Below are 13,027 nucleotides of genomic sequence, written 5' to 3'. Positions count from 1 at the left end.
GGTGTCAACAGGGTGGGGGCGGTGCTCATGGGGGATGCCTCGTCAGCAATGGCCGTGGGTCTGGGATGAGGTTGCAATCGATGCTGGCATCAATCAAATTGCTTGTTCCGATGCCAGTCATAAGCCAGGCCGATACCCATGAATCTGTTTCAGCTCCGCGCGTTCGACGCGGTGGCCCGGGAGGGCAGCTTTACCCGCGCCGCTGCGCGCCTGTTCATCAGCCAGCCGGCCGTTACCGGGCATGTGAAGGCACTGGAAGAGCACTACCAGGTCACCTTGTTGCGCCGCACTGCCAGGCGGGTGGAACTGACCGAAGCGGGCGTGCGGTTGGCAGCCGTGACACGGGCGATGTTCGGCCTGGCCGAGGAGGCGAAGGCCATGCTCGAAGCCAACCAGCAACTGCTGAGTGGGCGCCTGGAGGTGGCTGCCGACAGCCCGCACCGCGTCATGCCGATTCTGGCGCAACTGCGCCAGGCCCACCCGGGTGTCACCGTCAGCCTGCGCCTGGGCAATGCGCGTGAAACCCTGGCGGCCTTGCTCAGCGAGCACGTTGATGTGGCCGTGCTGACAGACACCGAGCCGCACAAGGCCCTCTACCTCCAACCCCTGTGCCAATCCCGTATCTGCGCCCTGCTGCCGGTCGGCCACACCTGGGCTGCAAGCGCTGGCGACCTGCCGCTCAACAGGCTCGATCAGCAGGCCATGGTGCTGCGCGAGCAGGGTTCCACTACCCGCCGCACCTTCGACCACGCATGCACTGCGGCGCGCCTACAACCGCGTGTGATGCTGGAATTGGGCAGCCGGGAAGCCGTGGTCGAGGCAGTGGCCGCCGAGCTGGGCATCGGTATCGTTTCGTCCACCGAAGCCCCCCACGACCCGCGCGTGGTGGTGCGCCCGCTGAGCGGTGCAGCGCTGGTCAACCAGCATTGGGTGGGCTGCCTGGAGCGGCGGCGGGGGCTGCGCTTGATCCAGGCGTTCATGGACGTGTCGCAGGCACAGCGGGCAGGCTAGGAGGCGGTTCCGCCTGCCCAGGTTGTGGCGGATGGGCAAAGGTGCCGGGCTGTCAACCATCTGGAGCCCACCATGGCCAACCCTGCCGCCACGACCGATCACATCGACGGCTTCATTGCCGAACACCTGCCCGACTGGTTGCACGCTGCCTCGGTCGAGCAGATCGTCGCCCTGCGTACACGTTTCGAAGAGCACCGCGTCATCGAGCAGCGCCTGCAGACGGTCTTCAACCGCCTGGTCTCACCGGAACACTTCGCCCGGGCAGCACTGACCGAAATGCTCGAGCAGACATTCAAGCTCAAGCTCGACCTTGCCCACACCTTGTGGCGCGAACGCTGGGAAAACTACAGCTTCATGGGAGGCGAGTCGCTGCGCAACCATGATACCTACGACCCGGCCATGAGCCACTTGATGCAGAACTTCCCGTCAGGCGCCAGCTTCAATTCCAAAACCGGCCTGGTCTCGGTTGCCCACCGCACTGCCGCCAACCCGCCGGAGGTGCTTGTAGACACCGCGCAGCTGGCCGTGGCGTGTCGCAAGGCTGATGTGGGCAAGCGCTACCAGCAGTACCTCGACGGCTTTCTGGATAACTCGGTTGCCACGTTCATGGCGCAGGACCAGCGCAAGCGGCTGGCCCTGGCAGTGGAGCTGGCAGGGTTGCAGCAAGGCATCGACGAAGCGGATGTCGCTAACCTCGAACACACGCTGGGCGAACTGCCCGCCGCCAACGCCAAACACCCCGCAGTCTTGGTCAAGCACCTGTATGTCCTTGGCCATGCCATGCTTAATGGCCTGCTGATCGAGCTGTCGGACGCGGGAGCCCCCGAGCATGCCCGCCCCACGGCAGGCTTGCTGCTCTACCTGCCGCATCTGCCGCTGCAACGGTTTGCAGACCTGGGCGCCTTGAACGCGCACATGGCCACCCTGCTGCGTAACCCCCACAACTATCCGGTGCTGCTCGCCCAGGTTGCGTTGAGCGAGCGGGTTGCATTCGAGGCACTGCTGAAAAAGCGCCTGAGTGATCCCGTGCCAGACCTGGAAGTCACCGGCAAGCCAGCGGGTACGCCGTTGTTCAGTGAGCTGGCTGGCCTGCACGTGCAGCGCATCAAGGATGACGCCCGGTTCATCCTGGTACCGGTTGCCGAAGTGGATGCGCAGCAACGGCTTCACCGCCTGCAAACCCTGGAGGGGGTTGGGCTGAACCTGCTGCAGATGGCCTCGATGTTCGTGCCGCAACTGGGCACTCTGATGCTCGCGGCGACGGTTGGGCAGGTGATCGAGGAGGTGTACCAGGGGGTGAACGACTGGTCTCGGGGCCACCAGCATGAAGCCTTGGAGCATATGCTGGGCGTGGCCGAGGTGGTGGCGGTCAACGCGTTGGGCGCTGCGGGCGGGCACGCGGTCGCTCGCTCGTTCAAACGCAGCGCGTTCGTCGATGAACTGGTACCGGTCGAACCCAATGCTGAAACGGCGAACCTGTGGTCGCAAGACATCAAGCCGTTCAGGGCGGCGCAGGTGCCCAGCCGGGCACTGCGCGGGCGTGACGGGCTGTTCCACTACGGTGACCGGCGCTGGTGGTTGAACGAGGGCCACTACCACGAAGTACACCGGGACCCGCTCTCGCGCCAGTGGCGGCTCTTGCGCTCCGACCGGCAGAAAGGTTTTGCGCCCACCCTGCAATGGAATGGGGAGTACGGCTGGCGCCTGTCGTGGCAACACCCGCAGGAGTGGCATGGTCAGGCAGCGCTGTTGGGGCGCTTGTGGCCGATCTCCCACGATTTCGATGCTGAGCGTATCACCCAGGTGCTGAGCATTGCTGACGTCGACGAGACCGCATTGCGTCGGCTGGTCAGTGAGCAGCGTGTGCTGCCTGTTCCTTTGCGCGACACCTTGGAGCGTTTTGCTGCTGACCGGCGCATCGACGAGTTCTTCCGTTCCCTGCAGGTTGGCCAGGAGGTGCCCGACACACAGCTGCTGCAATGGTGCTCCGAGCAACTGCCCACCCTCCCGTCGACCCAGGATGCCAAGGTGCAGGCGATTCTCCAGCAGGCGCCGACGCTGCGTGAAAAACTGATGCTGCACCTGACCGACAAAGGCCAGGACAAGGCGGGCATGAACATCATCCAGCGGGATTTCCCTGGCTTGCCAAGTGCCTATGCTGCCGATCTGCTGCTCAATGCCAGTGCCGACCAACAGGCCCGCCTGAGCGGGACTGGTCGGCTGGACCTGGCCATGGCGGAAGCCGCCCGCCTGGCCTTGCAGAACGCCAGAGTATGTCGAGCATTGCAGGGGCTTTATCTGAACAATGCCTACCATCCAGACACGGCGTCGCTGGTGTTCGCGTTGCTGAGAAAGAGCCCGGGCTGGCCGCGGCAGATCAATGTTCAGGTGCGCGAGGGTAGCGCTGGTGGGCGCTTGATCGCCGAGCTGTACTCGTCTGGTACGGCCCACCCGCCCAAGGTGCTGGTATGGGGTGAAGGCAAGATGACGGTGCATGAGAACGGCCAGCCACTGGACCTTGGCCAGTCCGGCGGTGTGGGCTTGCTCGAGACGCTTTTGGACTGCCTGCCTGCAGCGGACAAGACACGCCTGGGCTGGGCGGGCGAGGGCGGTGTGGCTGCGCTGCGTGACAGCCTGCAGCAGCGCCTGCCGGCGGACCGTGCGGCATTGCGTCGTCTGCTGGGTATCGAGGCGATCAAGCCCACCTTCCGCTCCCCCGACCGCCTGCCCGACCGGCGCTTCGGGTACCTGCTAAGTGGCCGGGGCACGGGCAACCACCTCGCCGAGCGCACTCTGCAGGACCGTGTGCGCAGCCTTTACCCAGGCTTCAGCGAGCGGCAGCTGGAGCTGTTTCTGAATGTGCTTGATGAGCAGCCAGGCTCGCCCTTCACGGTGCTGCTGGACCTGGAGCGTGAATACCTACAACTCGACCAGGCGCTGGATCGGTGGACGGTCGACACAGCGGGTGCGGCCCGCCGCCCACAGCGGCGCATGGTTGCTGATGAGCTGCGCCGGTGCTGGCGCTTTCAGGGCCTGGCAGGCAGGCGCCAGCCCAATGGCGACCCGGGGATGGTCCTGGTGCTTTCCGGGCTAGGCGCCGGGGATTTGCCAGACCTGAGCGGGCAAGGCGGGTTCACCCATGTCAGTGAGCTTGCCTTGGCGAACATGCAGCTCAGCGAGGTCCCTGCCGGGTTTTTGCAGCCGTTTCGCAGCGTCCGCGCCCTGAACCTGGACAACAACGCCCTGACCAGCTTGCCCCAGACGCTCAGCCGGTTGCTGCACTTGCAGGAACTGACCTTGTCGCGCAACGTTTTACGGCTGGATGCTGCAAGTTTCGATACGCTGGCAGGCATGTCCAGGCTCAGCGTGCTCGATCTGAGCGAGAACAGGCTGGGCAACTTCGGCCTGGCGCTTGACCGCTTGCCGCGTCTGCGCCAGCTGGGGCTGCGGGGCGTGGGCCTGACGCAGGTGCCGGCCCACCTGGAGCGTGCCGTTTCGCTCGAATACGTCGACCTGCGTGACAACCACATCAGCGAGCTGCCCGCTACGCTGAGCGCTCAGCGCGCCCAGTGGCGGCAACGCATCGCCCTGGTTGGCAACCCCTTGCCGGACATCTACCGAGACCTGTGGGTCGATGCGAGCCACACATCGGACAGCGAACTCAGCAGCGAGGGCGATGCGTTTCATATCAGCCGATGGATGGAGCACCTTGACGCCGAAGCCCGGGCCCTGCGCACGGCCCAGTGGAACCGCCTGCTGGCAGAACCCGGCAGTGGTGACTTCTTCACGTTGGTGGGTGAACTGACAGACACCAGCGACTTCCGCCTGGCACGTGGGGACCTCGAAGGGCGGCTGTGGGCGATGTTTGACACGATCGAGCAGCACACCGGCCTGCGTGAGCAGATGTTTGCCCTGGCCAGCGAGCCACGGACGTGCGTGGACAGCGTGATTTCCAGCTTTGGGCTGCTGGAGGTAAGGTTGCTGAGCGCGGCAGTAGAAGGGGCCGCTGGCGGTGATGCCGAGGGAGAGTTGCTGAGCCTTGCCCGGCGTTTTTTCCGGCTCGACCAGGTTGAAGCGTATGCACGGCAGGACATGAGCCGGCGCGAAACCGGGGGGGAGAATGTGGACCAGATCGAGGTCAGCCTGGCCTACCGGGTAGGGTTGGCCAGCAAGCTGGACTTGCCGGGGCAGGCGCGGACCATGGAGTTCGAATCCAGTGCGGGTGTTAGCCAGCAGGATCTCGATGCTGCCGAAGCCCACGTGCGCAAGGCCGAAGCCGGTGAGCAGTTGGTGAAGGACATCAGCGAGCGAGGCTTCTGGAGCGATCACCTGCAGGCGCGCCATGGCGCTGTGTTCGAAGCAATCCGCGAGCCCTTCGCCGAGCAGATGGAACGCTTGTACGCCGACCGGCAAAGCATGATTGATGCCGTGTACGACCGCCGCGCCAAAGCCATTGCCAAGGCCTGCGACAGTGCCGTCAAAGCCAAGATGCTGGAGCTTACCCGCCAGGCCATGGCCAGGCAGGCCGAGGCACCGCTTGGCTGATGTGATGTGCGCGATGTAGTTGGCGAGCCTGTTGCAGCCTACTGCCGGTTCGCCCGTTCAAGCGCCAGGGTGGTGTTTTTTCTTCGTAGCTTTAAGATGGCTGGCATCGAGCAATCTGGGCCGGCGATGAGTAACAAGGACACCATTTCCATGCATCTGGTGCGTGAGGCGCTGCTGCAGGCCTGCCCGCAAGGTTGCCCGGTTGCGGAGCTGTTGGCCAAAGCCGGGATTGACCCGCAGTTGCTGCATGAAGCGAACGCACGGGTGCCGTCGACGGCCTATGCGCGCCTGTGGCGTCTGTTGGCACGACGCTGCAATGACGAGTTCTTTGCGATGGACCCGCGCGGCCTGCGCAGCGGCAGCCTGGCGTTTTTATGCCGGGCGAGTATGGCCCAGCCCACCGTCGAGGCAGGGCTGGACACAGCCCTGGCCTTTCTCACGCTGATGCTTGAGGACCTGCAGCCAAGCCTGGTTCGCCAGCACAGCCTGGCCGAAATCGTCATCAACGAGCCCCGTGATGAGCCGCGCCGGGCCTTCACCTACTTTACCTTCTGGATGATCGTGCACGGTGTGGCTTGCTGGTTGGCGGGGCGACGCATCCCTATTCTGGCCATTGAACTGCGCTGTGCCGAGCCCCCGTTCTGCGACGATTACCGGGTCATGTTTTCTGAAAACCTGCAGTTCGGGCGCCCGCGAACCCGCATGATCATTGCCGCAGACTGTCTGGCCGGGCCCATACGGCGAAGCGAAAGCGAGCTGCAGCGGTTTCTTGCGCAGGCCCCTGGCAACATTCTGGTCAAATACCGGGACCCTGCCAGCCTGGCTCAACGGGTCCGCCAGGGCTTGCTGGCCAAGCACCCGTCTTCATGGCCAGATGCCGATGAGCTGGCGCGGCAGCTGTGCCTGTCTGCCTCCACGCTACGTCGCCGGTTGGCGGACGAGGGCCACAGCTACCAGGGGCTGAAGGACAGCGTACGGCGGCAACTGGCGATCGCCTGGCTGGCTGAAGGGCAGTTGGACATGTTCGAAATTGCAGCACGGCTGGGCTTCGCGGATGCCAGCTCGTTCTACAAGGCCTTCCGCAAGTGGTTCGGTTGCAACCCAGGGCACTATCGCAGCCTGGTGTTGGGCAATGAAGAGGTGAGTGAGGGGGTGTTTCCTGCTGCCGGTCAGTAGGTGAGGGCGACAGAGTCGAGCGGTTAGCCCTCTCTCTGGACCAACCCCAATGACTGACAGCGCAACGCCCGCAACATCCACTGCACAGCGCGACGCCAAGATGGCGCGTGCCACCCATGACTTCATCGGCGCCCGGCTGCCCCAGTGGTTGAAGCGGGCGTCCCCCGCCCAGATCAATCGCCTGCGCGACCGTTTCAAGGCGCATCACGCCAGCCAGGCGCAGGTACGTTCCGCCACGCGACGCCTGGTGCCATTGCACAGCTTTGCCCAGCTGCACATGCAACGCCTGGTCGAGGGCCTGCCTGGCAGCCCGGGCCTGGAAAAGCTGCAGTGGCTCGAAATTCGTCGCAGGTTCTCGGTGCCACCGGGTGTCGCCCTGCCGGTGCAAGCCGTCATCGAGTGGCGAGAACCTGCGGTATTGCGGCTGATGCAGAATTTCGAAGACAAGGCCAGTTTCTATCAGGGCAGTGGCTTGGTGATGGAAGGCGAGAGCACCCCGCTTTCCGGGGACACCGACGCCTTGGTCCTGGCCTGCCGCGGGCTGGATGCTGGTGAGCGTTATCAACGGCTGCTGACGCAGGTGTTTACCGAGCAGACCTGTGAGGCATTGGCCCAGGACAAACGCACAGCACTGAGCCTGGCGACCGAAATTGCCGCACTGCGCGGTGACCTTGCCGCGCCTCAGCAATTGGCACTGGCGCGCATCGCCAGCAGTGATGCAGGGAGCCAGGACCTTCATGGGTATCCAGGCCTGTTCAGTGTGCTGGGGCACACCTTGGCCGATGCCTTGCTGATCCAGCTGCGCGACGCACGCGGTAACGACCAGGGTCTGGTCTTGTACCTGCCCAGCGATCCCACGCAGGCCTTGCGTTACTTCACCTCTGCCGCACGGATGAACGCCGTGTTGGCCGATGCCTTGCGCGAGCCGGGGTACCGCAGCTACCTCAGCCAGTTGGTGGCAGTGCAGGACCGCGCCGCATTTTTGCAGTTGCTGGGTAAGCGGCTGGCTGACCCCGTGCCAGACCTGGCGCTGGAGGGCGTGCCCCAGGTCGGGGACATTTTCAGCATGCTGGTCACGCAGCAGGTACAACGGGTCAAGGACGATGCCCGGCTATTACTGGTGCCCACCGCGCTGGTGGATCAACAGGCATCGGCAACGCTGCGTGAGCAATGGTTGTCTGTCGGCCTGGGCCTGGCCAACCTCGCAGGCTTGTTCATCCCGCTGGTCGGGGCCATGTTGCTGGGGCAACTGGTGGTTCAGACGCTTGCTGAGGTTTTCGAGGGCGCAGCCGACTGGTACCACGGGCACCAGCATGAGGCGCTGGAACACATGTTGGGCGTAGCGGAAACCTTGGCGGTGACGGCTGCGGTTGCAGCAGGCGTCAACCTGACGGCCCGCGGTTTTGCCGCCAGTGAATTTGTCGAAGGGTTGGAACCGGTTGTGCTCGGTGACGGCCGCAAGCGGCTGTGGGCCAATGACCTGAAGCCTTATGCGTTGACGCCCGAGTACCCTCAACTGTCTGCGGATGGGCTGCATCGCGATCAGGGCCATAGATTGCTTCGGGTCGGCCAACACTACTATCCCGTGCACCGCCCGCAAGGCCATGGCCCTTGGCGTATTTGTCACCCTCGGCGCCCAGGCGGCTATGGGCCGCGTATCGAGGCATTTGGCAGCCGCAGTTGGCGATTGACTGATGCACGACCGCTTGAGCAACAGCACCCCCAGGCGTTGCTGAACAGCGTGTGGCCCTTGCACACCCCGCTGGACGAAACAGAAGCATCTCGCGTGCTGCTTGCCGCAGGTGTCGACATGGATGAGCTGCGTGGGCTGCAGGTGGAGTGCCGGGATACACCGGCCAACCTGCACGATACCCTGCTGCGGTTCAGCGCAGACAGGCGAATCGGCAAGTTCTTTGCCGGCTTGCAGGCAGGCTCGATACCCCGTGATGATGCCCAGGTTCTGCAATGGTGCCTTGACGCGTGTGGCATATCGCTGGAGGCCGGGGCGCGTGACGAGCTGCTGGCTGCGGCCCCTCGGCTACGCAGGCGCCTGTTCGAGCATCTGTGCCGCCAGGAAGCCGACGACGACCCCCTGCTGGCGGTAATGGCGCGTGACTTGCCAGGGCTGCCTGTCACCTATGCCCAAACGTTGGCCCATGAAATGGGCGCCGTTGAGCGACAGCTTGCGTTGGCTGAAGGCAAGTTGCCGCTGCGTAGCCTGCAGCAGGGCGCAGCGCTGATGCGGGTCGCCCGGCTGAGCCGTGCGGTTTGTGGCCTGTATCTGGACCACGCCTATAGCGATGAAACCGGTGAGCTTGCGTTCGCGCTGTTGCGCCAGCTCGAAGGGTGGCCGCCCCGGTACCTGGAACTCTGGAGTATGAGTGATCCGGGGCGCCGTATCGCTGTTTTGGGCGCGCGGGTGGAGAACGCTTCCGTGCTGAAAGTAGTGCACAAGGATGGGCTTTTCCAGGTGCGCGAAGAGGTGGCGCCCGGCTACGGCGCGTTGGTCCATGAGTCGGGCAGCCTGTTCGAGTGCTTGCTGGGGGTGTTGACCCCTGCGCAGTCCGAGGCATTGGGGCTTGCGGGCGCTGAACCGATCACCGCGCTGCGCGAGCAATTGCTCAAGCACCTTCCGCCCAGCCATGACGCGATCAGCCGAGTGCTCGGCTGGGCGCCCCAGGCCCGCTGGTTCAACCCTGGCCGGCGCATGCCCGATGGCCGTGTCGGCTACCCCTTGAGCGGGCGCCTGCCTCGGTACCCAAGCCCTCAGCGCGTGCTGCGCGATCGTTTACGTAATCTGTACCCAGGGTTGAACGATGCGCAGATCGATGAGCAACTGGCCCGCTTGGTGGAGGGGCCGCGGTCTGCCTACGACGCATTGCTCGAGCTGGAGGAAGACTTCGCCGACCTTGAGCGGCATCTGAGCCGATGGGCCAGCTTCGAGTTCGACCCTGGACGCCAGGCTGTGCGCCAGCAGGTGGCGGCGCGGCTGCGCCGGGCATGGCGGCTGCAAGGGGAACCCTGGGGCAGCGACGGGCAGGGCCAGCGGCTGAGCCTGATCAACCTGAACCTGGCCAGCCTGCCGGAGCTGCCCGGGCACATCGATTTTCCCCAGATCAGGGCGCTGGTGGTCCGCGACGTACCCATCACACAGGTGCCTACAGACTTTCTTCGTGCATTCAGTGGCCTGCGTGAGCTGACCCTCTCCAACAACCGTCTGCTGCAGGTACCGGTCGGCCTCGCTTACCTTGTAGAGCTACGCACGTTGCGTCTGGGGCACAACCGCATTCGTCTGAACCGCAATGCCCTGGATGTAATGAATGGCCTGCCCCACCTGCGCTCGCTGGACTTGAGCTACAACCCGCTTGGGGCCTTCCATGTGCGTTACAACCAGTTGACACACCTGGTTGAGCTGAACCTGCGCCATTGCCAACTGGGTGAATGGCCTTCGGGGCTGGAGCTGTGTGCAGGCCTGGAACGGGCAGACTTGCGGGACAACCAGCTGGGTCTGGTGCCGCAGGCAATCCTTTCAATGCCCCACGTGCAACGGCTCGGCCTGATGGTAGACCGTAACCGCTTGAGCATGGCGGACATCCAGCAGCTCTTCGCACTCGACACCATCGCTGAGCACTTCCACTTGCCTGAGGCCCGGCGGGCCGTCGAGCCGACCGCAACCCGTCGGCTGTGGCTGGATGCCATCGATGTGCAGCAGACGCCCGGCCGGCAAGCGCTGTGGGACCGGATCATGGCAATGCCGCGCAGTGGCGGCCTGCTCAGGGTGCTCAGCCGCCTGCAGGACACTGGCGACTACCAGCAAGCCTCGTTCTACCTTGCCGAGCGAGTCTGGTCGGTACTTGAAGCGATTGATGGCAACGCTCAATTGCGACAGCGTGTCTTCAGCTTGGCCGAATTGCCTTTGACCTGTGCCAACACGGTCGCTGACCGTTTCTGTGAGCTGCAACTGAGGGTGCTGGCCGAGGCGGCCGAGCATTATACGCTGCCGGATCGAAGCAATGACCTGCTGATGCTCGGCCAGCAGTTGTTTCGCCTGGAACGGCTGGAGCAGGTGGTCAGGCGCGATATCATGCAGCGGTTGGCCGCTCGCGAATGGGTCGACCAGATCGCGCTCAGCCTGCAATACCGCGTGCGTTTGCGGGTGCGGCTGAACCTGCCGTGCCAGCCCCGGGCGATGCGCTACGAGGAGGCGGCCAACGTGACCCAGGCCCAGCTCGACCAAGCCTGCCAGGAGGTGCTGTCGGCGCAGCCACCCGACGCGCTGGCTGTCAGCCTGGCCCAAAGGGCGTTTTGGGAGCGTTGCATGCAAACCCTACACGCCCAGGCCTTCGCGTCCCTCGATGCACGCCTGGCCGCGCGCCGCGCTGCCTTGGCTGCGCGACAAGGCGAGCTGCCAGCTGATCAATACCAATTGGAGTGGGACGACCTGGAAATCGAGCATGCCGGGGATCGGCAGATGCTTGTAGAAGAGCTGACGCGTCAGTTGCTATTCGGCCGGGAGCGGGGCTTGGGCTGAGGCCTTCAGCGGCCAAACCGGTCAGCCACATTGACAGCTTTGGCCATTGCCCCAGCGCCTGGTCGGCGCGAACATCGTCGGACCACTCCAACAAAAACAAGCCAGGAGTCCGACGATGCGTGATTACGCCGAGGCTGCCCGTTCGTTCAATTATTTCGACACTGCCAGCGCCGCGCTGCACGGCAGCCTCGAGGCGCTCAATGCCTGCGTCGAGTGCTGCGATCGCCATGTCGGCAGTGGCAAGCTGGCTCTGCATTGGGAAGACCGCGATGGCAATACCGAACAGTTGAGTTTCGAGCAACTGCAGGCGCTTGCCGCTCGGTTTGCCAGCGTGCTGAGAGCACAGGGCGTGGTAGCCGGTGACCGGGTGGCGGGGCTGTTGCCGCGGACTCCGCAACTGCTGGTGACGATTTTGGCCACTTGGCGCCTGGGCGCCGTTTACCAGCCGCTGTTCACCGCTTTCGGGCCGACGGCCATCGAGCACCGCCTGCACCAGTCGCACGCCCGGGTGGTGGTCACCGACAGCCATAACCGCTCCAAGCTGGATGATGTGAAGGGTTGCCCGCTGATCATCACGGTCAATGCCCGTAGCGGTGAACTGGACTTCCAGCAGTGCCTGGAGCAGACGCCACAGGGGTGCGACCCGGTGATGCTGACGGGCGATGACCCGTTTCTGCTGATGTTCACGTCCGGCACCACCGGGCCTGCCAAACCGCTGCAGGTCCCCCTGAGGGCAATCGTTGCGTTTCAGGGCTACATGCGTGACGCCATCGACCTGCGCGGCGAGGACAGGTTCTGGAACCTGGCCGACCCCGGTTGGGCGTATGGCCTCTACTACGCTGTGACCGGGCCGTTATCGCTTGGGTATGCGACCACCTTCTATGACGGGCCTTTCAGCGTGGAGAGCTGCGCAAGGGTGATCCGCACACGGGGTATCACCAACCTTGCCGGCTCGCCGACGGCCTACCGCCTGCTCATCGCTGCGGGCGAGCAGTTTTCTGCACCGGTCAAGGGGTGCCTGCGGGTGGTCAGCAGTGCCGGCGAGCCGCTGAACCCTGAGGTTATCCGCTGGTTTGGCGACGAACTGGGTGTGACCATCCATGACCATTACGGGCAAACCGAACTGGGGATGGTGCTGTGCAACCACCATGGCCTTGCCCATCCCGTGCACCTGGGCGCAGCGGGTTTTGCGGTGCCCGGGCACCGCATCGTGGTACTGGACGAACAGCGTCGCGAGTTGCCACCGGGCCAGCCGGGCATTCTGGCCGTTGACCGTGAGCAGTCGCCGATGTGCTGGTTTGCGGGCTATCACGCGCTGCCGACCAAGGCGTTTGCCGGCAAGTACTACCTCAGCGGCGACACCGTCGAATTGAACCCGGACGGCAGCATCAGCTTTGTCGGGCGTAGCGATGATGTGATCACCACGTCGGGCTACCGGGTGGGGCCGTTCGACGTGGAGAGTGCGCTGATCGAGCATGCGGCGGTGGTGGAGGCGGCAGTGGTTGGCAAGCCGGACCCTGAGCGCACCGAGCTGATCAAGGCATTCGTGGTGTTGGCCAATGGCTTCACGGCGAGTGACGAATTGGAAGAGCAGTTGCGCCAGCATGTTCGCCAACGGCTCTACGCCCACGCCTACCCAAGAGAAATCGAATTCGTCAGCGAGCTGCCCAAGACCCCGAGCGGCAAGCTGCAACGCTTCATCCTGCGTAACCAGGAAGTGGCCAGACAACAAGCGCAACAAGCCAATAACGCCGGCGCCTGAAA

Annotated in this window: 5 protein-coding genes; all 5 read left to right on the top strand. The window is 64.3% G+C overall.

Going from position 1 to position 13,027, the window contains the following annotated elements; translation table 11 throughout:
• Positions 1-138 precede the first annotated feature (138 nt).
• Positions 139-1,011, top strand: coding sequence for a LysR substrate-binding domain-containing protein (locus IAE38_RS20785; protein ID WP_201219068.1), 873 nt, complete (start codon positions 139-141; stop codon positions 1,009-1,011).
• Between the two features lie 72 nt (positions 1,012-1,083).
• The gene (locus IAE38_RS20780) at positions 1,084-5,556 is read left to right on the top strand and encodes an NEL-type E3 ubiquitin ligase domain-containing protein (protein WP_201219066.1); all 4,473 of its coding nucleotides are present in this window, start codon (positions 1,084-1,086) and stop codon (positions 5,554-5,556) included.
• Between the two features lie 126 nt (positions 5,557-5,682).
• On the top strand, positions 5,683-6,732 hold the full coding sequence (locus tag IAE38_RS20775; RefSeq protein ID WP_201219064.1) for an AraC family transcriptional regulator: 1,050 nt from the start codon (positions 5,683-5,685) through the stop codon (positions 6,730-6,732).
• Positions 6,733-6,781: 49 nt separating this feature from the next.
• Complete coding sequence (locus IAE38_RS20770) at positions 6,782-11,263, top strand: NEL-type E3 ubiquitin ligase domain-containing protein (RefSeq protein WP_201219062.1); 4,482 nt, start codon at positions 6,782-6,784, stop codon at positions 11,261-11,263.
• Positions 11,264-11,378: 115 nt separating this feature from the next.
• Positions 11,379-13,025 (top strand): AMP-binding protein, encoded by a 1,647-nt coding sequence (locus IAE38_RS20765; RefSeq protein WP_201219060.1) that lies wholly within the window; start codon positions 11,379-11,381, stop codon positions 13,023-13,025.
• Positions 13,026-13,027: the final 2 nt, after the last annotated feature.

The sequence above is a fragment of the Pseudomonas sp. S32 genome, assembly GCF_016648095.1.
Lineage (GTDB): Bacteria > Pseudomonadota > Gammaproteobacteria > Pseudomonadales > Pseudomonadaceae > Aquipseudomonas > Aquipseudomonas parafulva.
The sequence above is the reverse complement of the archived record's forward strand: the minus strand, read 5'-3'. Positions and strand labels throughout refer to the sequence as shown.

Bases quoted from the DNA above. Each gene is read 5' to 3' on its own strand.
- IAE38_RS20785 (WP_201219068.1), top strand. From the start codon at position 139: ATGAATCTGTTTCAGCTCCGCGCGTTCGACGCGGTGGCCCGGGAGGGC.
- IAE38_RS20765 (WP_201219060.1), top strand. From the start codon at position 11,379: ATGCGTGATTACGCCGAGGCTGCCCGTTCGTTCAATTATTTCGACACT.
- IAE38_RS20775 (WP_201219064.1), top strand. From the start codon at position 5,683: ATGAGTAACAAGGACACCATTTCCATGCATCTGGTGCGTGAGGCGCTG.
- IAE38_RS20770 (WP_201219062.1), top strand. From the start codon at position 6,782: ATGACTGACAGCGCAACGCCCGCAACATCCACTGCACAGCGCGACGCC.
- IAE38_RS20780 (WP_201219066.1), top strand. From the start codon at position 1,084: ATGGCCAACCCTGCCGCCACGACCGATCACATCGACGGCTTCATTGCC.